This window comes from Cyclobacterium salsum (assembly GCF_010119245.1).
In the GTDB taxonomy this organism is placed as follows: Bacteria; Bacteroidota; Bacteroidia; order Cytophagales; family Cyclobacteriaceae; genus Cyclobacterium; species Cyclobacterium salsum.
The window spans coordinates 16,098-40,097 of record NZ_WNKG01000004.1; the positions used below are offsets into that span (position 1 = coordinate 16,098).

Below are 24,000 nucleotides of genomic sequence, written 5' to 3' on the forward strand. Positions count from 1 at the left end.
TTTTTTTATTTATTGTAAATACTGTACGCTTTTGGATTATTTAGGATGAAAAACAACAACCCTCCAAAAAGGGCAATGTTTTTCCAGAATGGCCCATGAATCAACCCATTACCTAGCTGTATAGTAATGGTAATTGGAACAAGTACCATAAATAAGGTAAGCGCCGTCCAGCGGGGGTAAACACCCAAAAGGAAGGCTACCCCTGCAGAAAACAGTACGTAACCCGTCATTATTCCTAAGAGGTACGGATCGCCAAGAAAAGTGGCAAAAGAGCTGAAAGCAGCCGACTGTATGCGCTGTGCGACCTGCTCGGGATTGGTCAGATGAGAAATTCCAGCCACTATAAATATCCCGCTAAGCATTATTCGGAACAGGAGTACGGAAATCCCACTCACCACAATTGATTTGTTCATTGTTTGATCATTTCTTTGTTTGATATTAAATCACCTATTCATTCAGGAAGGTGGTATCAAATCAGAAATTGTTGATAAAAAAGATAGGTAGGAATTTTTTCTTTTTGTTGATTATAAAAATGGAATAAAAGATTGGTTTTAAGGCCGGATAAAATAGGTGCTTCATTCGAAAAATGGCGAAAATTAGCGGTATCGATTTGTTTTTCTTCCTTTTTATGCTCCTTTTCCAGCTTAAAAAAAGTCAAACATGCATTTCTATTCTGTTTTTGAGTAGGTTGATTGGAAGTATTTACAAATGATATTTGCGAAAATTCTCTCTTTATTGAACAGGGAATAACCATTAATGCTACCAGCGCAAAAACAATTATTTTCCTGTATCCAAATAGAGAGAAAATCATAACCGAAGAATTGTCATTAATTTAAACAAGGTTTACGGTAAATCAGCCATCATGGTTATTACTTGTTTCCCATCCTTAAAAAATTACCAGAAAAAAGCGTAGAAGCAAGAACCAGTACAACTACCAGCAGAATTTCGAAAAAGCAATTTGTAAAAAGATATCCGGAGGCTGATGCCCCCGGAAACTTCCTTATTGCTACTTCTGCTTTCGTTGGGAGGGAAAGGATTACCTGGTAAACTCTACCACCGTGCCGCTCACCGTGATGGTTCTTTTGTAATAAAACGGGGGGACTCCACCCACATGCTCTTCCGTCAGAATGTTGGTTATGGTTCGCGAACCCGAGGTCAGATCGGCCTCCTCGATCATGGCAGAGTACGCTTCGTTAAATAAATTTCTGCGTTTCTGTCCTCCGAAAACAAAGATGTAGTCCACCTCAGCGGCTCCCTTTACCTGACCCAGTACCTGGAAGTTATTGCTTCCAAGATTCACCTGGGTATTATTTTGATTCTGGTTGAGTATCCAAGCCTGATTGACCCCACAGGAGCCTAGTCCGAAAATAAGTGCCAGTCCAAGAATGACATTTCTGGTTTTTTTCATAGTAGTTGCTATTTGCAAAATAGTTTTAAGAATGAATGGATTTTTGGAGGTAACTGGAAAACAACTTGGGTTCCAACATGAACAGTACCGAAGCCCTTAGCGGTTTCCAGACTTATTCTCCTTTCACGTATTTCCGCCAGTTATGTTGCTCTTTAAATCCCAATATTTCCCGGATTTTCCGATTGGAAAACAAGGCTTCGTGCGCTTCCAAATCTCGCGTAACCGGTACCCCCGGAAAAAACCGCTCAGCCAGTTCCTTGCTGGGGATAATTGCCCCATTGTGGTCGTTCCCGGCATTGAATACCTGGTAACCAAGTCCATCCTTTTTCACGCATAAATCCACAATCTGCCCCAGATCACGCGCATCTATGTAGCAAAAGGCATTTCGACGGCGTACTTCGGGATGCTTGAAATAGTACGGAAACAGTTCCTGGTATTCGTGGGGCTCGATCACGTTTCCTATTCGGAGGGCATAGATATCCACACCCGACCTTCGCTGGAAAGCGCGGGCCGTTTTTTCATTTACCACCTTGGATAGCCCGTAACTATCCATGGGATCCACGTCGTAGTCTTCCTCCAGGGGCAGGGAGTGGGGGTCGGTTGGGCCGTCTGAAAAACAAACCCCATAGGTGGTCTCTGAGGAAGCGATGATAATCTTTCGGATGCCTAGCTTTACCGCCGCTTCGATCACATGATAGGTACCCATGGTATTGACCCGAAAGGTTTCATTATCCGGGTTGATCAGGATGCGGGGCACGGCGGCAAAGTGAACCACCGCATCAAAGGGCGGCACTCCGCCTCCGGGTTCCAGGTCATCCAAGCCGGCATAGGAACTCATGGCATTAAACATCTGTCCGGAATCGGTAATGTCGGCGATAAGGTTGTCTACTCCCAGGTGATCCAGTGGTTTCAAGTCTACATTCATCACCCGATGCCCCTGATCGAGCAGGTAGGGGATCACGTGTTTTCCAGCTTTCCCGGATCCTCCGGTGAAGAATATTCGTTTCTTAGTCATATGGTTTAATCGTTGTTGTTGAGTCCAAATCAGGCGAACCCAATGTCCGCTGCGGCCTTCGCTGAATTATGTTTTAACCGCAATTATTATTCCTGTTGCCCAGTTCTGTTTTGTCACATTCAAATCGCTTCTGCGCTCTAAAGTGTTTACAAAATTGACAGCCTTTTCCTGGTGTCCCTCGGGCCAATTTGCCTGAGGTACCATGTCATCCACTATGTAAAGTCCGCCCTTGTTTAACATTCCTAATACTTCATCCAAAAGTAAATATTTCCCGTGCCAGGTATCAGCAAATATATAATCGAATTTTTGGTCGAGGTGAGTTTTCACCCAAACCTCGCCATCAGAAAGAACTAATTTTAACCTTTCATCCTGTCCCAAAAACTGCTGCGCAATGCCCAAAAAGATTTCGTCATTATCTATCGAGATCAATGTCGAGTTCCTATCCATCCCGTCAAGAATCCAACTTGTTGAGAGCCCTGTTCCTGTACCAAGTTCAAGGAATTTTCCCGCTGGTTTTGAGCTCGCAAGCGTTTTAAGTAACGAACAGGTCAATATGTCAGAAGGCATTGTAAAGCCATTATCAATGGTTGCCCTTTCAATACCGGCATACGCACTTGGGATTTTTTGATTCATCTCTTCCGTCATCTTTCACTTATTATTTTTGAGGGGCTCAATACAGCTATGTTTAGCAATGCCAACCGATAGGTATCGAATATTCTATAACCATGGCATCCCTTCGGGATTTTTCTAGGTAATAATCCAATAAAGAGGAGCCCTACTTCCGAAAGCCTATGGATCCTTTTTTCGCCTGTTGAAAATTCCTCTTTTGATAATTAAATATATCTGAGAGAGTCATCGCATTGTTGGTAGATTCGTAGTTCATCTCGCTGAGCAGCTTATTGGCTTTCTCCGGAACCAATGGTTGGAATTCATAGTATGCGATCATCCGGCCTTTTCTCAGCAGGGCTTTGTCTATTTTATCGATGCTGGTATTAAAGGTACAAATGATTTTAAAGTTCAAATAGTCACTAAACAAGCCGTCTGTCAGTTGCAGAATCGTAGAAACCACCGAGGTTTCATTCACCTGTTCCCGGCTCGTCAGTACTTTTTCCGCATCTTCAATTATTAAAACGGCATTTTGGTTTTTGAGAAGAAAGGAAATAAAGTTGGGGTGGAGCAATTCATTGATAAATTCATTCTGTATAAAGATAAAGGTCTTTTCCTGATGCCTGCTAATCAGGTTTTTAATATAGGAGGTTTTACCTGCTCCCGGAACCCCATGCAGCAAAATTAACCCCGCCTTGTCGATGTCCAATGAGGCTTCTATAAGTTCATTTATTTCGGCAAAGTCATCGTTATACAACTTTTGAATATCACACTCGAAGTTGTCTGTTTTTACCTCCTGGGTGAAAAATCCGTTATCGTTTCTTGACAAAACTTTAAAGCCCGGAGCCTTGTCCAGGCCAAACTTGCTTCTTAGTTTATGGTTGGTCTTGATCACCCAGTTTTCCAACTCCACATCAGAAGCATCATACAGGGTATCCACAAACAATTGGTCTAAATCCAAGGACAGCCAAATGAGCAATTTTTTGGCTTTGCTTTTCAACAGGTATTGGTAGGGAAAATCTTCGCTAATGTCAGCTACTTTGGTATCTTGGGTATTCCAATGTTTGAAAACCACTTCCAACTCCTGCGATGCCAGGTCGATCGCTTCCAGCACGGATTCCATATGTGCCCGATCCATTTTAAGCGGGGTTTCAAAGCCCAAATTGGAAGGCAGTTGATCAAAGCACACTGAAAAGTAGGAATACCTTTCAAAATCATTGAAAGAGTCAAATGAATCTATTAATTCAGCCATTTCTTTTTTTGAGACAGAGATTGCAATAGCTCGATGCTGCGCTTTTTTAAAAGGTATAAATTTAAGCCCGAAAATAATGGGGTCTAAATGCTCATGACTTTGGGAGTTTTACTGTGTTGGTCCAATAATTTTTAAGTGTCGTTACAATCGCATCTAGTTCATAAATATCGTCAGGCTTTACAATATAAGAGTTGGATTGTCCTTTGTAGGCCTTCAAAATATCCTCCTTCCTGGATGAGGTGGTCAGCATAATCACCGGAATGTGTTTGAAAGCATCCATCCCCTTTATTTTTATCAATGCTTCCTGCCCATCCATAATTGGCATATTTATATCCATTAAAATCAAATGAGGTTCTTCTGCATCCTCATAGGGGTATTCTTTCTTTAAAAAACTGATGGCCTTGGAACCATCTGAAACGTGATAGATTTTATGAATAAAATCCTGATCTTCCATGGCCTCTCTTACGAGAAAGGCATCTACCTCATTATCTTCAACCAATAAAATGATTAGCTTGCCCATGATTTTATCATTTAGGTAAAGTAAATTTAAAAATAGTTCCGGCAGGTTGGTTATCTTCATACCAAATTTTTCCTCCCAGGGCTTTCACTATTTTTTTGCAGTTTGCCAGGCCTATCCCGGAGCCACTGTATTCGGTATCAGTATGAAGTCGTTTAAATACCTCAAACACTTTTCCCTGATGTTCAGGTGCAATTCCGATCCCATTGTCAGCTACGCTGAAGGTCCAGTTGGCCTCGTCCTCACAGACATCAACCTTGATTTCGGCAACATTACCTTCAGGCTGGTACTTTATGGAATTGTCTATTAAGTTGGTGAATAACTGAATGAAAGAACTTGTATCACCAGTCAGTACCGGTAAATCGGATTTACTAAGTTTAACTGCGTCGTTGGAAGGATCTTGATTAAAAGTTGAAAAAACAATGTCCAATAGTTCATTGAGGTCTATTTGGTCCTGACCTACCTTACCGGTATTAGAAAAATCAAGAATATCGGTGATTAATTTTTTCATCCTTTTGGCACTCTTGAAGGCATGATCGATATACACATGAGCCCTTTCATCCAATCGTTCACTGTATTTTTTTTGTAGCACGGACAAGGATGCAGTGATTCCCCTCAGCGGCTCTTTCAAATCGTGTGCGGCTATATAAGCAAACTGCTCCAGCTCTTCATTTAATTGCGCTAAATCAATCTGACTCCTTCTGAGCTCCAACAGCTTGACCGTTTGCCTTGCCAGCTGTTGCAGCTGCGTCAGTTGCTCATCGGTCAACTGAGCTGGATGATCATCAATAACGCATAGCGTGCCTAAGGGAAAACCATTGCTGTTGATCAAGGGAATACCTGCATAAAAAATCACATGCGGCTTACCGGTGGTCAGGGGATTGTCAAAGAACCGCACATCCTGACGGGCATCCGTTACTATAAAACATTGATCCGGGGTATTGATAGCATGCGCACAGAAAGAATAATCTCTACTGGTTTCCTTTGCCTCCACTCCATGATGAGAAAGAAAGCATTGCTTCTCATTGGTTATCAGGCTGATAAGCGAAATTTTTGTCTTGCAAATTTGAGCAGCCATGGAAGTAAGAAAATCAAAATCATCTTCTTCGGCGGCTCCGATAATCTTGTAGGCTTCTAATTCCCTGAGCCTGAGCTTCTCATTGACGGGTATCTCTGGTATTTGCATTTTGTAATGAGTTATTTGGCAACATCCATATACACTAATAAATAAATTACTGAAAGAGTTAGATGTATATACCCAATGGAAACTGACTCAATCCCAGATTTCTAAAGTTAAATTAAGCTATCACAATTTAGTATCCAGTTTCGTCACCCTATTTTATTGAACCTCAACAGCAGTAAAGAATGGCCTTTTTAATCAGAAAAACTAATTTCCTCAATAAAAACAGGTTTCCCAAAAATGTACGCTCATTTGATCGACAAACACACGGGAGCACATGTTGGCTCCCCATTTCCATGGTACGACTGAAAAGAATAACGTAGCTTGAATTTCGAATGCGTGAAAAGTTACTGAAGTTGTTTTATCCATTCAACAGCTGAATATAACCAGGTATTAACTGGTGTTTAAAACCCAGGTTCCGTATGGGTATTTATAACAAACGGCAAATAATAGAATGGATACCTGTCTTTAAAGATTCTTTAACGCTGATTCATTGGCCTCCAGAATTTTATCCAGGTGCTCTTGTTCCAGGGCCGTGGATAGAAACAGACTTTCATACTGGGAAGGCGCCAGGTATATTCCTTGCTGGAGCATGGCATTAAAATACCTACCAAATAAGGTCGTGTCACAGGTCTGCGCATCCCCAAAGTCTCGTACCTTCCGCTCGGTAAAAAACAGGCTATACATGCTGCCAATGGTATTGGTGGAATAAGGGAGTCCCAATCGCTCCATGGTGGATTGAATGCCTCCCACCAGGGTTTTACCGGTATTTTCCAAACGGGTGTAAACCGAAGGGTTTTTGCTTAGATGATTTAACATGGCCAATCCAGCGGCCATGGCAATCGGATTTCCGGACAGGGTCCCAGCCTGGTACACCGGACCTTGCGGGGACACGTACTCCATGATTTCCTTGCGACCTCCGTAAGCTCCTACAGGCATTCCCCCACCGATGATTTTCCCGAGGGTGGTTAGGTCGGGGGTAACTCCCAGCACCTCTTGCGCCCCTCCCGGTGCCAGCCGAAAGCCGGTCATCACCTCGTCGAAAATCAGGACGATGCCTTCTTCGTCGCAGATTTTCCGCAGGCCTTCCAAGAACCCGGGCTCCGGCAACACGCAGCCCATATTTCCTGCCACCGGTTCCAGAATCATCGCAGCAATTTCATCTTTATTAGCCTCCACCAGTAACTTCACCTTATCCAGATCGTTATAGGGGGCCAGCAAGGTGTCTTTGGCAGTTCCTTTGGTCACTCCTGGCGAATCGGGATTTCCCATGGTAACGGCTCCGGATCCGGCAGCAATCAGAAAGCTATCTCCATGTCCGTGATAGTTCCCTTCAAATTTGATGAACTTTTCTTTTCCGGTATAGCCGCGAGCGACACGAATGGCAGACATGGTTGCTTCGGTACCGCTATTAACCATCCGCACTTTTTCCACGGAAGGCACCATCTTTACAATCAGTTCGGCGATTTCCACCTCCATGGCAGTTGGTGCCCCAAAGGAAGTACCTTTTTCCATGGCTTTGATCACGGCCTCCCGTACTTCCGGATGATTGTGGCCCAGTATCATGGGACCCCAACTGTTAATTAGTTCTATAAACCGGTTCCCATCCGCGTCAAAGACATAGGGACCCTCTGCTTTAGAAATAAACAGGGGGTTGCCCCCGACTGCTTTAAATGCTCTTACCGGAGAATTCACCCCTCCGGGAATGGATTTTTTGGCTTGGTCAAAAAGGTGTTTGCTTTTCTCTGTAATCATCGGCGATTTATTCTTCTATGGTCAAAACTCCTTCTTCCAGCCGCAGCATGGGTACGTAATTATTGTATTTCACATTGGAGAAATCAAAGCCAAAGGTAAGCTCTCCCTCTATAAATCCGCTTTGGTTCAGGTTTTCCCGAAAATCAAAGCCTTCACTGGCGTTGATCACCCTGCATACCATATCTGCCAACTCGTAACCCATGTACACAAAGGAAGAAGGGTATACTTTAAACTTTTCCAAATAATTTCCTCTAAATTCATCCAGTACTTCATCGTTAAAATCCACCGTATTATTACCGACAAAATGGAAATTTTGAGATTCCATCATTTCGTAGTTGGCAAAGTTAAAATACAGCCAGCTTTCCATGACCACTAGTGGAATGCCCGATCCCAGCGATTCCACCAACCCAAAGGTAGGAGAGGCGATGTTTGGGTCATCTGAAAAAATGACAATCATGTCCACCGAAGGTTCCTCGTCGGTCCCAAGTTTAAGGGTGTCAAAAAAGTCGCGCATTTCCCGAATGGTCACTTTTTGGCTTTCAACTATCTGCAGGCCACTTCTCCTGGCCATCTCGGTAAAAAGATCGGCCAACTGCTCGTCCCTGCTGGTCCCCGAATAGGCCAGTGCTATTCTTCTGCCGTCAAACCTGCGGCAATAATCGATTACCCTTTGGCTTAGTGCATTAACGGAAGGTCTGAATAGGTAAGAATGATTGAATTCCTGAATATTGTCGTCAATGTTGGACAGTGGATTGATTTGAGGGATTTCATAGAGTTGGGCGAAAGAAGCTACCTGTGCCGTTTCTTCCGGATAAATGGGCCCAATAATGACATCCGCTTTCTTGAGGAAAGGATCTCTCAAAATTCGAGCTACTTGCTCACCGGATCGCTCGGTATCAAAGGTTTTGAAATTTACTTCCAGCCCCTCCGTTTTTGCTTGATCCAATGCCAACTGTATCCCCTGATACAACTGTAGTACGAAATTATTCCCCTGCAGGGAGCTGACCCCGTCCCCTCCTTCATAATTAAAGGGTAGCACAATTGCCACATCCAAAATTCCGTCGGTTACGGCGGTTTCGCTTTCTCCTGGACGAGCATGAATTGAACTTCGGATTTCCTGGTAAATTTTTCGATCGTTGGAGGACATGGAACCCTGGGACTCCAGCTTTTCCTTGAGGGCCATCATCAATCCCAGATTTTCCGGATATTGGTTATACTGCACAGTCAATACGCTGGAAGAACTTACCTTCAAAAACTCATAAGTTGCTGCATAGGCTTCTTGTTGCACGGACTCATTACGGATGGCATCAACCAGTTGCAGGGCTTCTGAGGCATCCGAAAGCTGGAAATGAGTGAGCGCGAGTAAGTACCGGGCCTCGTCATCACCTTCCCACGAACGAGGTCCCTGCAAATCGTTTAAGGCATTTTTTGCCAATTCGTATTGGCCATTTCCGTAGGCTGCCCTTGCAAAATGGAACCGGGCATATCCAGAAAGGTCGCCATACTTTTCCGCATCCAGATAAGGCCTGAGCAATTCCATTGCCTCCTCGTGGCTTTCCTGCGCAATTAATCTTTTTGCCCGTTGGTAGTTTGTTGTGTCCTCCTGGGCAAAAAGAGCATGTATGGGAAACAAAAGACAGGCAATGATTAGTGGCCATTTCATAGATGAGCGTTTTTTACGTTTAAGAAAATCAAACATCATACCTGATTTTACAAGAAACAATTTTTGGTAGCGAAATACGAATTTAACAGTTTTTGAACCAATTCTTCATAAAAAAACCTGATATCTTTATCAGGTTTCAGATGGGGTGAATTACTCCCATTCTATGGTAGCCGGTGGTTTGGAGCTGATATCGTAAACTACCCGGTTTACCCCTTTGACTTTATTGATGATATCATTGGAAACCTTGCCCAGAAACTCATAGGGAAGGTGAACCCAGTCCGCGGTCATCCCGTCAACAGAAGAAACTGCGCGGAGGGCTACCACCCGCTCATAGGTTCGTTCGTCCCCCATCACGCCTACCGATTGGATGGGCAACAGGATGGCTCCTGCTTGCCAGACCTGATCGTAAAGACCGGCATCTTTGAGCCCCTGTATAAATATATAATCCACTTCCTGAAGAGTTTCCACCTTTTCGGGGGTAACGTCCCCCAGAATGCGAATACCGAGTCCAGGACCCGGAAAGGGATGCCTGCCGATGATGGCTTCCGGGATTTCCAGCGCTTTACCCACTTCCCTGACCCCGTCTTTAAACAGGGTGTTTAGGGGCTCCACCACTTTCAGATTCATAAAATCGGGTAATCCACCCACATTATGATGGGATTTGATGGTAGCAGATGGGCCATTGACAGAAACCGACTCGATCACATCGGGATAAATGGTGCCCTGCCCCAGCCATTTCACTTCCTTTATCTTATGCGCCTCTTCATCAAAGACTTCTATAAACGTCCTCCCTATGGCTTTGCGCTTTCCTTCGGGATCTGAAATCCCCCGGAGGGCATCGTAAAATTTCTGCCGGGCATCGACACCAATGACATTTAAGCCCAGGTCCTGGTAGGAGTCCAGCACTTCTTCATATTCGTTTTTCCGCAAGAGACCGTTATCGACAAATACGCAGGTAAGTTGCTCCCCAATGGCCCGGTGGATCAAAGTAGCCGCCACGGAAGAATCAACTCCTCCAGACAAACCCATGACCACCCGATCTTTGCCGATGGTTTTTTTCAGTGAATCCACGGTAATGTCAATAAACACATCCGAAGTCCAATCCTGGCTGCAGCCGCAAATCTGTACCACAAAGTTTCTCAACACATTTTTTCCCTCTGTGGAATGGGTTACTTCGGGATGAAACTGAATGCCGTAAGTAGCTTCTCCCCGAACCTTATAGGCGGCAATTTTTACCGAAGGAGTGCTGGCGATGGTTTCAAAGTCGTCTGGTAACGTTTTAATCGTGTCGCCATGGGACATCCATACCTGGGAGCCATGGGTCATTTCTTTAAAAAGATCTGCATGGGTGTCCAGGTGAGAAAGATTGGCACGGCCATATTCCCTGATTTCAGAAGGGGCCACGATACCCCCGTATTTTTGGGCCATTAACTGGGCACCATAACACACTCCTAATACCGGGAGTTTCCCTCTGAAAGTATCAAGGTCGAGGTCGGGAGCCCCCTCGTCACGGACAGAGCAGGGACTGCCAGAAAGGATTACACCTTTGATGTCGGAACTGAGCGGGGGAATTTTATTAAAAGGGTGAATTTCGCAATAAACATCCAGCTCCCGGACACGTCTGGCTATAAGCTGGGTATATTGGGAACCAAAGTCAAGAATTAAAATCTGTTCTGCCATGCGCAAAGGTAATCAGCCCCTGCCAATTCCCGAAACAAAAAAGGGGATTTTCAAAAATTGGAATCCATACCCTGTTCCTCAGGTATCCTCGGAATCGGGGGATTCTCCTTGAAACAGGGTTTCCAAGACCCTGGCATTAAGGCCCCTTTCCTGAAGGTATCGGGCAAAAACATCCTTGAAGCCATGTGTCAATAAAATAGTAGAAGCCCCGGTTCCTTCGATCGCCTGATTCAACCCCGTCCAGTCGGCATGATCCGAAAGCACAAATCCATTATCCACTGCCCTACGTCTTCGGGCACCTCGTATATTCATCCATCCAGAACAAATGGCCGTCCGGTATGGGGAAAACTGCTTCATCCAGGGACTACCAGCGGCCGAAGGAGGGGCCAAAACCAGGGCATTGACAAAGGATGATTTGGGCATTTTTGGAGTTACTTTTTCTACCGGTGGTAAAATAATCCCATCTGCTGCAAGTGCCTCATTAGTGTTCCAGATAGCACCGTGTGCAAAAACAGGCCCCAGCCCCATATCCAGATGACGGAGGATTCGCTGGGCCTTGCCCAATGAATAAGCAAATACCACCGAGCAGCGGTTTTCTTTGCCATTATTAGCCCACCATTGGTTCAGATCCCGAAAAATAGTTTCCTGACTTTCCCAGCGGTACACCGGCAAGCCAAAGGTACATTCCGATACGAAGGTATGGCAAGGCACGGGTGCAAAAGGAGTACTGATGCCATCGGATTCCGTTTTGTAATCCCCACTGATCACAGTAATTTCTCCTTTATATTCCAGCCGAACCTGGGCGGATCCGGGTATATGCCCGGCTGGGTGCAGCGAAATTTTCACACCGTTTACAGAAATATCCTTTCCATAAGCAAGCGTTTCCAGTTGAATTTGGTTTCCCAGGCGGTATTTCAGAATTTGGTTCGATTGCTCGTGCGCCAGGTAGTGCTTCATTCCCCATCGGGCATGGTCTGCATGGGCATGCGTGATGATGGCCCTGGTTACCGGCTTCCAGGGATCAATGTAGATACCCGCCGGGGGACAATAGATGCCCTTATCATCAAGCGTTATCAAATTCGGATTTAATACTGTTGGCAATTTCCTCCAATTCCTCCGAAGAAAGCTTCAGCTTGGGGCGGCTGAAATTAATATCATCCATGGTTTTTAATGGCACCAGGTGAATGTGAACATGGGGAACCTCCAGTCCGATCACGGCTACACCGATGCGGGTACAGGGAATCACCTGCTCCTGAGCTTTGGCGACCTTTTTGGCAAACAGGTGTAGGCTTGTGTACAAGGAATCATCCAGGTCGTAAATATAATCCACTTCTTTTTTTGGGACGACCAATACATGGCCTTTAACCAGGGGCATGATATCCAAAAAAGCGATGTGCTGATCGTCTTCAGCAACGATGTGTCCTGGAATTTCTCTATTAATTATTTTGGTAAATATGGAAGGCATACCTCAGGAAGTTAGTTTGTTGACCGAATAAAAAATCCCGATGCAAAGCAATCGGGATGGAAATTAATAACTGATATCCAGAATTTCAAATTCAAGCTGTCCGGCTGGCGCTTGTATCTGGGCAATCTCGCCGACTTTTTTACCCGTTAGCCCTTTTCCGAAAGGAGAGGCCAGGGAAATCTTGTTGGCTTTCAGATCTGCTTCTTCTTCTGACACGAGCGTGTAGGTCACGGTCATGCCGTTTTTTACGTTCTTGATTTTGACAGTGCAAAGAATTCCCACCTTGGAAGTATCCACTTTAGAGTTGTCCAATACCCTGGCGTTGCCAAGTACATTTTCCAATTTGGCAATTTTCAATTCCAGGTGACCCTGAGCATCTTTGGCAGCATCATACTCCGCATTTTCGCTTAAGTCTCCCTTGTCTCGGGCTTCGGCGATCTGCTTGGCAATGTCGGACCTGCCTTTGGTTTTCAGCTGTTGAAGCTCATCCTTGAGCTTCTTCAGTCCTTCTTCGGTGTAATATTGTATGTTTCCCATATCAAATAATAAATAGCCTGATAGTAAATAAAATAACGGTCTCAACTTTGAGACCGTTCCCATATGCTTCCTGTATTTTGTATCAACAAAGATAAAATAAGAATTCTTATTTTACAATTTAAGGGGCCAATTATTGGGGGATCAACCCTTCCACTCTCCTTCGATTTTGGCTACCAGCACCTGGTTGATTTTCCGGTAGGACTCATGGCTCCAGCCCGCAACATGAGGTGAAAAAAGCACATTGGACCTTCTGCTGAGTGCTTCAAAGGACAGTCGCTCTGAAGCCGTCAGTGCCTGGAGTTTTTCCTTTTCCAAAACATCGAGAGCTGCCCCCTTCAACTTGCCGTTTTGCAGGGCTTCGTTCAAGGTGTCCATCCGGATTACCTCCCCCCGGGCGGTATTGATGAGGTAAAAGGACTTGTGAAAACCCGACAGAATTTCGGGACTAAAAAAATATCTGGTCTCGGTCGTGAGGGGAACATGGATACTCAATACATCTGCCTTTTCTTGTATGGCCTGAAAACTACTCTCTTTTACCCATTCATCCCCAAAACCGGACTTGAATTTATCGTAGGCCAGTATTTCTACACCAAATCCCCGAAGTCGTTGAGCAAAAGCACTTCCCATATTTCCATATCCGAAGATGCCCACCGTTTTGCCAGACAGCTCCACTCCCCTGTTTCCTTCCCGGTCCCAAATACCTTTCCTTACCTGCTGGTCGGATTGCAGGTAATGGTTGAACAAGGTCAGCAGCATACCCAATGCGTGTTCGGCCACCGCATCCCGGTTGCCTTCTGCAGCATGATGCAGAGAGATCCCTTTTTCTTCCAGGTAATCCAGGTCAATGTTATCCAAGCCGGCTCCCGCTCTGGCTAGAAATTTCAACAGAGGGGCTTCTTGCAGCAGTTCTTGATCGATGGGTGTCTTTGATCGAATGATCAAGCCCTCATAATCTTGCAAAACAGCCAGGATCCCCTCACGGTCTATTTCGGGTCGGTAATCCACTTGATGCCCTTTTTCTTCCAGCAAAGGCACAATGCTTTCGTGCATTTGGTCGATGATCAGTATTCTCATGGTTCAATTATAGGTTCAATAGTAAGGTAGCTACCCCAAAATAAACGCCCAGGCCCAGCAGGTCATTGGCAGTAGTAATAAAGGGCCCCGAAGCCATGGCTGGGTTTATCCCGATCTTATCCAATACAATGGGTGTAAGCGTGCCCATAAATGATGCCAGTAAGACCACACTGAATAACGCAATGCTTACGACCAGACCAAATTTGGTCTCCTGCCCGTAAAGAAATACTACCGTTAGAAACACAAACAATGCCAATACCAATCCATTGAGCACGGCCACCAGCAGTACCTTCAGAAAACGTTTGGTCAGGCTGTCTTCAAATACCGATTTATTCGCCAGGCTCTGTACCACCAGGGTGGAGGATTGAATGCCCACATTTCCCCCTGTAGCCGTAATTAATGGAATAAAAAAAGCCAGCGCAGTAACGGCATTCAACCCTTCTTCAAAAAAACCAATAAAGCCTGCTCCCATCAATCCTCCCACCATACCTATGACCAGCCAGGGAAGCCGGGCACGGGAGAGGCGGTAAATGGAGTCGGATTCTTCCACGTCATCCGAAAAACCGGTCATGGCCTGAATGTCTTCTTCTGCCTGCTCCCGGATCAGATCCAAAATATCATCTACCGTTATCCGTCCAACCAACTTATTTTTAACATTCACCACGGGAACCGCTTCCAGATCGTATTTACGCATGATCTCGGCTACCTCTTCCCCTTCCATGTAAGTGGGTACTGAAATAATGTTGTCTTCGTACAAATCAGCTACTTTGGTACCTGAAGATGCCAGAATCAATTTCTTTAGCGCAATTCTGCCTAATAACTTTTCCTTGTTATCCACCACGTAAATCGAAAAAATCTTTTCCACATTTTCTGCCTGCCGGCGGATTTCTTCGATGGTCTGCACCACGGTCCAGTTGAGGTTGGCTTTGATGATCTCTTTGGCCATCAATCCACCAGCACTGTCCTCATCGTACCGGAGCAATTCGATGATGTAAAGGGATTTTTCCTTTTGCTCCAGGTGGCTGATGACGGCTTCCCGGTCATTCACCACCAATTGATTCAGCACATCCACCGCATCATCTGAATCCATGTGGTCAATCAGGGTGGCCAGTTCTTCCGGAGGCATGGAGGTAATCACCTTGTATTGGGAATCTTCGTCCAGCTCGATCAGGATGTCCGCAGAAAAATCCGGATCCAGTGCCCGCAATACAAAGAGTGCCTCCTCCATGTCCAACTCATCCAACAGGGCGGCTATATCGGCCTTTTTGGCATCCTGCATGGACTCCTGAATAAACTGAATGTGGGCTTCCGAGATACTCTCCCGAAGCGCTTCCAAGTATTCCTTGGAGAGTTCGAATGTCTTTATAGCTTCCACGATGCTTCCAATTTTTGAGTTAAATAAACAAACTCCTCCACTCCCAGTTGTTCTGCCCTTAGATCCAGCATGTCCATACCTTTAAATTCATCGGAAAGCCCCATTGGTTTCAGGGCATTTCGCAGGGTTTTCCTCCGTGTGTGAAACGCTTGCTTTACCAATCTGAAAAACAGCTTTTCGTTGCAAGGCAGCTCCCGAACCGAATTTCTTTTCAATTGGATGACACCGCTCTGCACTTTAGGAGGCGGATCGAATACTTCAGGAGGAACGGTGAACAGGTAGGCTGTTTCGTAAAAAGCCTGCAACAATACACTCAAAATGCCATAAGTCTTATTTCCTTTCTTGGCGGTAATTCGTTCAGCAACTTCCTTTTGAAGCATCCCCACCACTTCCATTACCTGATGCCTTTCTTCCAATACCTTGAAGAAGATCTGGCTGGAAATATTATAGGGAAAATTCCCTATTATGGCATAAGGTGTATTATAAAGCGTCCTGTATTGATTGTCCAAAAAGTCTCCCTCCACTATACGGAGCGAATGCTTCGCATATTTCTCCCGCAGGTAGACGACGGACTCTTTATCGATCTCAATCAGGGTTAGCTCCCAGGGTTTTTCTACCAAAAAATCGGTCAGAACTCCCATTCCCGGTCCGATTTCCAACACATTCCGGCCGCCCCCAAATCCTTCGAGCGAAGTTGCGATCCGTTCCGCCACTTGCAGGTCACGCAAAAAGTGTTGTCCCAGATGCTTCTTGGCTCTTACTTTACTCATAATGAAGGTAGTTTGCAGGGATTTAAGACAGCAAAAGTAAAACAATAATCTGTAACGACCATAGGTAAGCGCAATCTCTGGCCCTTAATTTCGGCTAGTCGTAACGTTCCGGTTTGCGTCCGGTTCAGGCTACCGCTTCCTACTTCTTTTGAAGGGATTCTCTCAGGGCACGTTGGATGAGCTTCTCGTCCTTGGTGTAGGCAATCCCGTGAAAATAGCTCCTCAGGCGGATATCCCGCGGAACCACTTTGTACTGCTGCCTTACCCAGTCAATGGCATGATGACTGAGCAACTCCAGGGTCACGGGAACAATTCCATCGTTCACCATTTCCAGGTGTTCTGCTACTCCTTTGGATAGGTCAATAATCCGTGTGGAAGATTTGGGCAAGCGGTCGTTGATCCGCACAACCGCCTGCATTCCGTTTTTCTTATTGGTCACTTTCAGCAAGGTCCCGAAGGGCAGGTGCTTGTGTGCCGCGGTGAATTGCCACATGTCATAAATTTCCCCATTGGCCGTCATCCGGTTATGAAAGCGGGTGCCATAATAGCTGGCAATACCTTCCTGGATAACCAGCAAGGAATCCGGTGCGGTAAACGGGGACTGCGCCTTTGAAGAAAAAATCAGCCAAAAATGAGCCAACAACACGATCATCACAACCTTTTTCATAAACCACATCGCTATCAATCCTTTACACTAGTTATAAAAATTCCTTTCAACGTAACAAATAAATACATTTTTCTTAAAAACCCGATCTTACCTTAGGTAATTTTTACGAATTAGTCTTTGCCTCGCTCCGATATTGAAGTAAATTTAGCATAAAATTAAACTTTTAGCATTTGAATTACCGCCCATGAAACTATTACACACGGCAGACTGGCATTTGGGGAAAAGACTGCAGGACGTTTCCCGCCTGGAAGAGCAGAAAGCGGTATTGGAAGAAATTGTCTCCATTGCAGATAGCCATGAAGTAGACATGGTCTTGCTTGCAGGAGACGTTTTCGATACGTTTAATCCCAGTCACGAAGCCGTGGAGCTACTTTACAAAACCCTGCGCAAGCTCTCCAAAAATGGGCAGAGGCCAATCGTGGTCATCTCTGGAAATCACGACAGCACTCAGTTTATAGAGGCACCCGATCCACTAGCCCGGGAAATGGGAATTTTCTTTTACAGCCGATACGACACGGTGATACCCGTGGGTAAATCAGAAAACGGCACGGAAGTCCTCCTTTCTGATCCGGGATTCGTATCCCTGAAACTGCCCCAGCATGATTTCCCTGTTCGCATCCTCCTCGCTCCCTATGCCAACGAGCTGTTATTGCGAACGTACCTGGGAGAGGAAGACCGCGAATCAGAGCTGAGAACGGTCCTGGGAAACCGCTGGAAGGAACTTGCGGATCGCCATTGCGACGATCGCGGAGTTAACCTTTTTTTAGGTCATTTCTTTTTTGTGAAGGAAGGGGAAACGCCGGAACCTGAGCCCGAAAGCGAGCGACCCATTCTGCACGTTGGAGGCACCCAGGCACTCCACACCTCCCAAATCCCCAATCAAATTCAGTACGCGGCACTGGGCCATTTACACCGATACCATGCCTGTAGCACAGTGCCTGTCCCCGCAGTGTATGCCAGTTCTCCGCTTGCCTATTCTTTTAGCGAAGCCGGACAGCAAAAACAGGTAGTACTCATTGAGGTCCATCCAGGGAAACCGGCCCAATATGAAGCCATCCCCCTCTATCAGGGCAGGCGCCTGGAAAGAAAAACCTTTGACAGCCTAACGACTGCATTGGAATGGTTGGAAGCAAATCCGCACTGCTTTGTAGAACTGACCTATGAAACGGATCATTCCATAGATGCCGAGACCCGAAGATCCCTGATGCAGGCGCACGACGGCATCATCAACCTTATTCCTCAAATCAAAAACAGAGAAACCGAGTCTGATCATCAGTTGCAGGTTCGGGATCTGGAAAAAGACATGCCCAGTCTTTTCAACATGTATTACCAAAGTGAAAAAGGCCAGCCCCCTAATCAGGAATTAATCGCTATTTTCAAAGAAGTCATCGCCCAAGTTGATCCCTCATGATTCCCGTAAAACTCACCTTAAAAGGACTCTACTCCTACAAAGAAACCCAAACCATAGATTTTACATCTCTAACTGCTGCCGGTCTATTTGGTATCTTTGGAGCCGTGGGGAGTGGTAAATCATCTTTATTGGAAGCCATTTTATTGGCGCTATATGGAAGTACCGAAAGGCTTTCCGATAGAGGTGAAAAAAACAGCATGGTCAATCTTCAAAGCGATTCCCTTCAAATAAGCTTTGAATTTAAGGCTGGCAAAAACAATACAAACCATTACCTGGCACGGTACCGGGTAAAAAGAAATCCGAAAAATTTCGATGAAATCCGGCCGGCAGAACATCATTTTTACCTGAAAGAAAAGGAGGAACTGATTCCCCTGGAGGAAAAAGCGGAGGCCATCCTCGGGATGAAAATGGACCATTTCAAACAAACGGTGATCATTCCACAGGGGAAGTTTCGGGAGTTCATTGACCTGACACCCGGACCCCGGGCAGCCATGATGAAGGAATTATTTGGGCTGGAGCGATTTGACCTCTCCGGAAACACCGGAACCCTTTATAAAAAGGCCAGAGAGGAAAAGATCAAACTCGAAACCAAGCTAGAACCACTGGAAAACCTAAGTCAGGACCTGCTTGAAGCACAACAATCCGAACAGGAAAAAACCGACCGACTGGTCAAGGAAAAAGAGCGATCCTTCGAAAAATCTGGTAAAAAATTACAGCAAATGGAAGGCTTCCGGGAAAAATATCAGGAACTCCTTCAATCCAGGAAAATCTGGGAGACCCTTGAAAACCAACTCCCTGAAATAGAAAAAAAGAAAAAAGAACTGAAAGCCTATCTTCAGGCCCGAACCTACCTACTGCCCGTGTGGGAAAAAATAAAGGAAGAAAACCTGGCACTGGAAGAAGCGACGGTAGGAACAATTGACTGCCAGCGCTTTGAACAAGCCTATAACGAGCAAATTAAAACCCTGGAAGCGCAAGAATCCGACCTGAAAAAAAAAGCGGACAAACGGCCTCAACGAGAAAACAAAATCAGAGACTTGCAAAAAGTCCTGGAGATTCAAACCCTCACCGGGGAATGTCAAGCTTCGCAGGGCAAGCTGGAATCCATGCAGCCCCAGTTGGAGGATTTGCTTCGAAAGCAGGAATCCTTGGAAAAGCAATTGATAGCGCTGGACAGGGAAACCGAAAGTTTTGATCTTTCCAGCGACCATCAAGAACTGGCAGAACTGCAGCAGCAGGCAAAGGAATGGAAGGCACTTTTGGCGCAAAAAGAGGTTTTGAAAGGGCAAGAGGAAAATCTAAAAAAAGAGACACGGGCGTTTACCAGCCGGGTGGAGGAACTCCTGGCTTTCCTTCCATCGGATTTTACTGACTTTGAGCAGTGGGTGGCAGCGCAAAAGGAAGGTATTAAAAAATGGGAAGGGGAAAAAGAAAGGTTGATTGAAAAAAAAGCCTTGCAAAACCATGCGCACGCACTTAGGGAAGGGGAGCCTTGTCCTTTATGCGGCTCCCTGGATCACCCGGATCCCTTGGATGCGCACCTTTCCGATAACTCGCTAGCGGAAATTCAATCCTCCTGGGAAAACAGCCGGGAAAAACTAGACCAAACGCAGGAGATGGCCAGGGAGTTACTCCTCCAAAAAACCAAGGAAGAAAACCACTCCGTCCAACTCCGGAATAAAAGCGAAGAGCTAACCCTTCTGCAGCAACAACTGGAACAGCTTCAAAAAAAGCTCGCAGCAAGAGGTATTACCGATCCGGAATCGCTGGATTCCAAACGAAGTCAACTGGAAGAAAAGGTTAAAAAGCAGGCTGCGCTGGATAAAACCATTCGGGAAGGCAGAAAAAATCTGGAACAGGTCCGGAAGGAACGGGAGCTGATACAGCAAGAATTAAGAAAGGCAGAAGAGCGCCTTTTGAGTCTCAAAAGTACGATCAAAGCAAAAGAAGAGGAGATCTCAGACCTGGAATTTGCCCAGTCTTATCTGAAAAAATCGGCTGAAATCATCCGCCAAACGATAACGAAGGTACAGCAGGACATCCAGGAAACGGCCGATTTTCTGGATAGCAAGCAGAAAGTATTGAAGGAAACCAGAGAAAAGGCCGCCACCAACCTGGCCAACCTTTCCAATTATGTGAACAAAAAGGAACGAAGTACCCAAAAACTGGCCGGGCTGAATGCCGATTACGAGACATTACTTTTGGAATACGGCTTTTCCGACAAACAAACACTGGAAGCCCTTTTTACCAGCAGTATGGATGCAGACAAGACCGACCATCAAATCCGGGAATATGAAAAAAAATGTTCCGTAGTAAGGTCTCGAATTTCGGAATTGGAAAATATACCGGGTGTACCGGACTTTCAGCATCAAACTTACGAGGCCCTAAATGCTTCCCACTTGCTGGAAAAAGAGGAACTGGAATTCATGAAAAACAAGCTCATACTCCTCAATCAATCTCTCCAAGAACTTCGGGAAAAACTTGTTTTGAAAGCGGAATTAACCCAAACGTTTCGTAAACTGGAAACCCGTCTGTCGTATCTCAAAGAACTCGATCAGCTATTTAAAGGTAGCGGCTTTGTCAAGTATGTAAGCCGGATTTACCTGAAAGAACTCTGCCATACCGCCAATCTGCGCTTTTCCAAACTGACTAAGAACAGCCTAAGCCTGGAGATAGATGATAACAATACTTTTTGGGTAACGGATTACCTGAATGGAGGAAAAAAGCGTTTGCTGAAAACGCTTTCAGGTGGCCAAACCTTTCAGGCCTCTTTATGTCTGGCACTCGCACTGGCCGAAAAAGTCAAATCCCTTAATCAGGCAGATCAAAGCTTTTTCTTTCTGGATGAGGGGTTCGGAGCCCTGGACCGGAATTCTCTTCGGGTGGTCTTTGAAACCTTGAAAGCGCTTCGTCATGAAAACCGGATCGTGGGTATTATCAGCCATGTGGAGGAACTACAGCAAGAGGTTGCGGTTTATGCCAGGGTGGAGCTGGATCAGGAAAAAGGAAGCCAGGTTGGTTACAGTTTTAGCTAAAAAAACCGGGCTATCCCAATCCCCGACCCGGTGAAGGTCGAAAAAGCGATCGCCCGGTTTTGATTCAAATTCGAATGTTAATTTGAGAATTAACCCGAGACAGCATCTTTCTCAGCCTGTTTGAGCCTTAAAATAAAATCACTCAGGACATTCATATAATTTATAAATGCCTCATAGGGGCTTTCGTAGGGGCTAAAATAAGCATGAATATCCCCGTCAGAAAAAAACTTGGTGCACATATAATAGAAGTGATCGCTGGTTTGCAGGTAGCGCCAATCCCGGTGAATAGCTGGGTCATTGGATTTTTTCACTTTGGCTTCCAGTTCAAATAATCGGTCAAATGCCTCGTCCTGTAGATCGTTACCCAACCAGGCGGTCAGATCCCGCTCCTCATCTGCCCAGGAAATGGGAATGGGGACGTGAATTTTTCCCACCGGCGAAGCATTGGCAATTACTTCCGAAGGAGTGGAAAAGGAAAAGTTGGTCTGATTGAATACCGCATCAGGAAGGTGCCGCATAAATTCAAAAATCCCCGTTTCTTTCCATTGGTGTTCACCAAAGGTTTCGTAATCCATAAACAGGTTAATCACCTCATCTTCCGCCGGTACCTGGTTTAGCCAGCCCATGAATTTATCTGTTGTGAGGGGATAATCGGACCATTTGGTTTCCCCAAACCGAAAGGCAATGTCATCACTCAGGCGGAAGTTTTTGAGCAATACTTTTAGTTTAGGCTCGTTGGCGTTCACGTAGACAAAATTCGGGCTTTTCCAGCCCAGGATATGTTTGGCTCCTTCAGAAAGGATGCCGTCAAAACCCATTTTACCCACCATTTCACCAATACTATCTGAATAAATCAACTCCGTATTTCGAAATACTTTTGGCGTATATCCGTTGAAATATTGCTTTATTTTCTCTTGATGAAGGTGTACCATGTCTTTGAACTCTGATTCACTTTTCAAGGCACAGAGGGAGTGTGAATACGTTTCGTTTAGCAACTCCACATGACCTGTGGCCACCAGTTCCTGAAAGCTATGCAAAACTTCCGGGGCGTAGGCCTCCATTTGGTCCAGAATGGTCCCGGATATAGAAAAACAAACTTTGAACTTTCCCTGGTATTTTCGAATGAGCTCCAGCAAAAGTTGGTTCATTGGTAGGTAACATTTTTTAGCCACCTTTTTCATGATATTTCTATTGGAATAATCATCCCAGTAATCATGATCGTCCCCAATCTCAAAAAATCGGTAGGGTTTCAATCTGTAAGGTTGGTGTACTTGAAAGTAAAAACAAATGGTTCTCATATCCTATTGATTTACGGTTTGCTTGTATATATCGATGACTTTTTTAGCCACGTGCTCCCACTTGAGCTTTTTCAGCTCTTCCCTTCCCATCTCTCTAAACATTTTGGAAATGCCATTGTAATGAAGCAAGGCAAAAATAGCATCTGCCATCGCATCAATGTCCCAAAAATCGACTTTAACGGCATTTTGAAGTACTTCCGCCACGCCGGATTGTTTGGAAATGATCACCGGCGTATTGTGTCTGACCGCCTCCAATGGAGAAATACCGAAGGGTTCGGAGACAGAAGGCATCACGTACACATCACTGAGCGCAAACATCTTATCCACATCGTCTCCCTTAAGAAACCCCGTAAAGTGAAACTTGGTCCCGATCCGCAATTCCGCCACCCGCAAGATCATTCGATTCAGTAAATCTCCGGAACCGGCCATGACGAATCTCACATTTTCATCCTTTTTAATCACCTTATGAGCCGCTTCTACAAAGTACTCAGGTCCCTTTTGAAAGGTAATTCGTCCCAGGAACGTCACGATTTTCTCGGGGACTTTTTTCTCTTCCTTGGACTTGATAATACTGGTGTCCAATACGGCATTGTGTACCACGGTGACTTTCTCTTCGGGGATTCCGTATTTGGCCACGATGGTATTTTTTGTGAGCTGGCTCACGGCGATGATCTTATCCGCTGCTTCCATACCGGCTCGCTCTATATCGTAGACCCGTTGGTTTACGGTTTGCCCGGAACGGTCAAATTCTGTCGCATGTACGTGCGCAATCAGCGGCTTCCCACTCATTTGTTTCGCCGCTATTCCTGCGGGAAAGGATAACCAGTCATGGGCATGAATCAGGTCAAACTCTTTGTTTTTTGCAATTTGTGCAGCTACCAGGGCATACCGGGAGACCTCCAGGATTAGATCTTTGCCATACTTTCCACTGAAAGTAAACTTATTGGCTAATACGCTGGATTCCAATTCGTCCTGATCTTTGAGTAGTCGTTCGGTATGGTTGTGATATTCTTCCGGACTGAGGTAGGGAATCAAAAAAGAGCTTACCTCCAGGTAGGTGAGGTTTTTCCAGATATCCCTGAACCGACGTTCCCGGTAATCGATTTCCACATCACTGGCATTGACAAACTCAGCCAACGGATCCTCATCTCCCCATAATTTAGGGACAACAAAAATCAGGTCTTGTTTGTGGTGGGCCATTCCTTTTACCAACCCGTAGCAGGCGGTACCCAACCCCCCGGAAATATGAGGAGGAAATTCCCATCCAAACATTAAAACTTTCATATAAATCT

At 45.4% G+C, this 24,000-nt stretch carries 22 protein-coding genes; 2 read left to right on the forward strand and 20 right to left on the reverse strand.

The genetic code is table 11. The features are described 5' to 3' along the window. Positions 1 to 5: 5 nt before the first annotated feature. From GJS45_RS07375 to GJS45_RS07460, 18 genes are all read right to left on the reverse strand, one after another. Positions 6 to 413: a DoxX family protein gene (locus GJS45_RS07375; protein WP_202928051.1), complete on the reverse strand. Its 408-nt coding sequence runs from the start codon at positions 411 to 413 to the stop codon at positions 6 to 8. Between the two features lie 56 nt (positions 414 to 469). Continuing rightward, positions 470 to 811 carry a hypothetical protein gene (locus GJS45_RS07380; RefSeq protein ID WP_162340839.1) on the reverse strand — a complete coding sequence of 114 codons (342 nt, stop codon included), beginning with the start codon at positions 809 to 811 and terminating at the stop codon, positions 470 to 472. Positions 812 to 1,036: 225 nt separating this feature from the next. Then, positions 1,037 to 1,408 (reverse strand): DUF6567 family protein, encoded by a 372-nt coding sequence (locus GJS45_RS07385; RefSeq protein ID WP_162340840.1) that lies wholly within the window; start codon positions 1,406 to 1,408, stop codon positions 1,037 to 1,039. A 112-nt stretch (positions 1,409 to 1,520) separates the two neighbouring features. Beyond that, positions 1,521 to 2,423, reverse strand: coding sequence for an NAD-dependent epimerase/dehydratase family protein (locus GJS45_RS07390; RefSeq protein WP_162340841.1), 903 nt, complete (start codon positions 2,421 to 2,423; stop codon positions 1,521 to 1,523). 66 nt (positions 2,424 to 2,489) lie between these two features. Then, a complete protein-coding gene (locus tag GJS45_RS07395) occupies positions 2,490 to 3,068 on the reverse strand; it encodes an O-methyltransferase (RefSeq protein ID WP_162340842.1) in 579 nt (192 codons plus the stop codon). Positions 3,069 to 3,198: 130 nt separating this feature from the next. Then, the gene (locus GJS45_RS07400; protein WP_162340843.1) at positions 3,199 to 4,281 is read right to left on the reverse strand and encodes an AAA family ATPase; all 1,083 of its coding nucleotides are present in this window, start codon (positions 4,279 to 4,281) and stop codon (positions 3,199 to 3,201) included. A 91-nt stretch (positions 4,282 to 4,372) separates the two neighbouring features. Then, complete coding sequence (locus GJS45_RS07405; RefSeq protein ID WP_162340844.1) at positions 4,373 to 4,801, reverse strand: response regulator; 429 nt, start codon at positions 4,799 to 4,801, stop codon at positions 4,373 to 4,375. A gap of 7 nt (positions 4,802 to 4,808) precedes the next feature. Next, positions 4,809 to 5,984, reverse strand: a complete 1,176-nt coding sequence (locus GJS45_RS07410; RefSeq protein WP_162340845.1) for a sensor histidine kinase — start codon at positions 5,982 to 5,984, stop codon at positions 4,809 to 4,811. Between the two features lie 462 nt (positions 5,985 to 6,446). Then, the gene (gene hemL / locus GJS45_RS07415; RefSeq protein WP_162340846.1) at positions 6,447 to 7,733 is read right to left on the reverse strand and encodes a glutamate-1-semialdehyde 2,1-aminomutase; all 1,287 of its coding nucleotides are present in this window, start codon (positions 7,731 to 7,733) and stop codon (positions 6,447 to 6,449) included. A 7-nt stretch (positions 7,734 to 7,740) separates the two neighbouring features. Next, positions 7,741 to 9,396, reverse strand: coding sequence for an ABC transporter substrate-binding protein (locus GJS45_RS07420; RefSeq protein WP_162340847.1), 1,656 nt, complete (start codon positions 9,394 to 9,396; stop codon positions 7,741 to 7,743). A 150-nt stretch (positions 9,397 to 9,546) separates the two neighbouring features. Further along, on the reverse strand, positions 9,547 to 11,076 hold the full coding sequence (gene guaA, locus GJS45_RS07425) for a glutamine-hydrolyzing GMP synthase (RefSeq protein ID WP_162340848.1): 1,530 nt from the start codon (positions 11,074 to 11,076) through the stop codon (positions 9,547 to 9,549). A 78-nt stretch (positions 11,077 to 11,154) separates the two neighbouring features. Beyond that, a complete protein-coding gene (locus GJS45_RS07430; RefSeq protein WP_235954671.1) occupies positions 11,155 to 12,153 on the reverse strand; it encodes a ligase-associated DNA damage response exonuclease in 999 nt (332 codons plus the stop codon). After that, positions 12,140 to 12,541, reverse strand: coding sequence for an HIT family protein (locus tag GJS45_RS07435; RefSeq protein WP_162340850.1), 402 nt, complete (start codon positions 12,539 to 12,541; stop codon positions 12,140 to 12,142). Before GJS45_RS07435 ends, GJS45_RS07430 begins: the two co-directional genes overlap by 14 nt. 63 nt (positions 12,542 to 12,604) lie before the next feature. Continuing rightward, the gene (gene greA / locus GJS45_RS07440) at positions 12,605 to 13,078 is read right to left on the reverse strand and encodes a transcription elongation factor GreA (RefSeq protein ID WP_162340851.1); all 474 of its coding nucleotides are present in this window, start codon (positions 13,076 to 13,078) and stop codon (positions 12,605 to 12,607) included. Positions 13,079 to 13,219: 141 nt separating this feature from the next. Further along, the gene (locus GJS45_RS07445; protein ID WP_162340852.1) at positions 13,220 to 14,152 is read right to left on the reverse strand and encodes an NAD(P)-dependent oxidoreductase; all 933 of its coding nucleotides are present in this window, start codon (positions 14,150 to 14,152) and stop codon (positions 13,220 to 13,222) included. A gap of 7 nt (positions 14,153 to 14,159) precedes the next feature. After that, entirely contained in the window at positions 14,160 to 15,527 is a 1,368-nt protein-coding gene (mgtE, locus tag GJS45_RS07450; RefSeq protein ID WP_162340853.1) for a magnesium transporter, read from the reverse strand. Beyond that, positions 15,515 to 16,297, reverse strand: coding sequence for a 16S rRNA (adenine(1518)-N(6)/adenine(1519)-N(6))-dimethyltransferase RsmA (gene rsmA / locus GJS45_RS07455; RefSeq protein WP_162340854.1), 783 nt, complete (start codon positions 16,295 to 16,297; stop codon positions 15,515 to 15,517). Before rsmA ends, mgtE begins: the two co-directional genes overlap by 13 nt. 139 nt (positions 16,298 to 16,436) lie before the next feature. Continuing rightward, positions 16,437 to 16,964, reverse strand: coding sequence for a septal ring lytic transglycosylase RlpA family protein (locus tag GJS45_RS07460; protein ID WP_162340855.1), 528 nt, complete (start codon positions 16,962 to 16,964; stop codon positions 16,437 to 16,439). Positions 16,965 to 17,148: 184 nt separating this feature from the next. On the opposite strand from GJS45_RS07460, the gene GJS45_RS07465 reads away from it, so the two are divergent. Together GJS45_RS07465 and GJS45_RS07470 are read left to right on the forward strand one after the other, a co-directional pair. Continuing rightward, the gene (locus tag GJS45_RS07465) at positions 17,149 to 18,375 is read left to right on the forward strand and encodes a metallophosphoesterase family protein (protein WP_162340856.1); all 1,227 of its coding nucleotides are present in this window, start codon (positions 17,149 to 17,151) and stop codon (positions 18,373 to 18,375) included. Then, positions 18,372 to 21,410 (forward strand): AAA family ATPase, encoded by a 3,039-nt coding sequence (locus tag GJS45_RS07470; RefSeq protein ID WP_162340857.1) that lies wholly within the window; start codon positions 18,372 to 18,374, stop codon positions 21,408 to 21,410. Before GJS45_RS07465 ends, GJS45_RS07470 begins: the two co-directional genes overlap by 4 nt. A gap of 89 nt (positions 21,411 to 21,499) precedes the next feature. Here GJS45_RS07470 and GJS45_RS07475 read toward each other — a convergent pair whose 3' ends face one another. Next, entirely contained in the window at positions 21,500 to 22,708 is a 1,209-nt protein-coding gene (locus GJS45_RS07475; protein ID WP_162340858.1) for a glycoside hydrolase family 57 protein, read from the reverse strand. A gap of 3 nt (positions 22,709 to 22,711) precedes the next feature. Then, entirely contained in the window at positions 22,712 to 23,992 is a 1,281-nt protein-coding gene (locus GJS45_RS07480; RefSeq protein WP_162340859.1) for a glycosyltransferase family 4 protein, read from the reverse strand. Positions 23,993 to 24,000: the final 8 nt, after the last annotated feature.

What these genes read in the sequence shown, in the direction of transcription:
- GJS45_RS07395 (WP_162340842.1), bottom strand. Translation starts at nt 3,068, where the DNA reads ATGACGGAAGAGATGAATCAAAAAATCCCAAGTGCGTATGCCGGTATT.
- GJS45_RS07375 (WP_202928051.1), bottom strand. Translation starts at nt 413, where the DNA reads ATGAACAAATCAATTGTGGTGAGTGGGATTTCCGTACTCCTGTTCCGA.
- GJS45_RS07390 (WP_162340841.1), bottom strand. Translation starts at nt 2,423, where the DNA reads ATGACTAAGAAACGAATATTCTTCACCGGAGGATCCGGGAAAGCTGGA.
- rsmA (WP_162340854.1), bottom strand. Translation starts at nt 16,297, where the DNA reads ATGAGTAAAGTAAGAGCCAAGAAGCATCTGGGACAACACTTTTTGCGT.
- GJS45_RS07410 (WP_162340845.1), bottom strand. Translation starts at nt 5,984, where the DNA reads ATGCAAATACCAGAGATACCCGTCAATGAGAAGCTCAGGCTCAGGGAA.
- GJS45_RS07475 (WP_162340858.1), bottom strand. Translation starts at nt 22,708, where the DNA reads ATGAGAACCATTTGTTTTTACTTTCAAGTACACCAACCTTACAGATTG.
- GJS45_RS07400 (WP_162340843.1), bottom strand. Translation starts at nt 4,281, where the DNA reads ATGGCTGAATTAATAGATTCATTTGACTCTTTCAATGATTTTGAAAGG.
- GJS45_RS07445 (WP_162340852.1), bottom strand. Translation starts at nt 14,152, where the DNA reads ATGAGAATACTGATCATCGACCAAATGCACGAAAGCATTGTGCCTTTG.
- GJS45_RS07480 (WP_162340859.1), bottom strand. Translation starts at nt 23,992, where the DNA reads ATGAAAGTTTTAATGTTTGGATGGGAATTTCCTCCTCATATTTCCGGG.
- GJS45_RS07380 (WP_162340839.1), bottom strand. Translation starts at nt 811, where the DNA reads ATGATTTTCTCTCTATTTGGATACAGGAAAATAATTGTTTTTGCGCTG.
- GJS45_RS07420 (WP_162340847.1), bottom strand. Translation starts at nt 9,396, where the DNA reads ATGAAATGGCCACTAATCATTGCCTGTCTTTTGTTTCCCATACATGCT.
- GJS45_RS07405 (WP_162340844.1), bottom strand. Translation starts at nt 4,801, where the DNA reads ATGGGCAAGCTAATCATTTTATTGGTTGAAGATAATGAGGTAGATGCC.
- hemL (WP_162340846.1), bottom strand. Translation starts at nt 7,733, where the DNA reads ATGATTACAGAGAAAAGCAAACACCTTTTTGACCAAGCCAAAAAATCC.
- GJS45_RS07470 (WP_162340857.1), top strand. Translation starts at nt 18,372, where the DNA reads ATGATTCCCGTAAAACTCACCTTAAAAGGACTCTACTCCTACAAAGAA.
- GJS45_RS07465 (WP_162340856.1), top strand. Translation starts at nt 17,149, where the DNA reads ATGAAACTATTACACACGGCAGACTGGCATTTGGGGAAAAGACTGCAG.
- GJS45_RS07385 (WP_162340840.1), bottom strand. Translation starts at nt 1,408, where the DNA reads ATGAAAAAAACCAGAAATGTCATTCTTGGACTGGCACTTATTTTCGGA.
- guaA (WP_162340848.1), bottom strand. Translation starts at nt 11,076, where the DNA reads ATGGCAGAACAGATTTTAATTCTTGACTTTGGTTCCCAATATACCCAG.
- GJS45_RS07435 (WP_162340850.1), bottom strand. Translation starts at nt 12,541, where the DNA reads ATGCCTTCCATATTTACCAAAATAATTAATAGAGAAATTCCAGGACAC.
- GJS45_RS07460 (WP_162340855.1), bottom strand. Translation starts at nt 16,964, where the DNA reads ATGAAAAAGGTTGTGATGATCGTGTTGTTGGCTCATTTTTGGCTGATT.
- greA (WP_162340851.1), bottom strand. Translation starts at nt 13,078, where the DNA reads ATGGGAAACATACAATATTACACCGAAGAAGGACTGAAGAAGCTCAAG.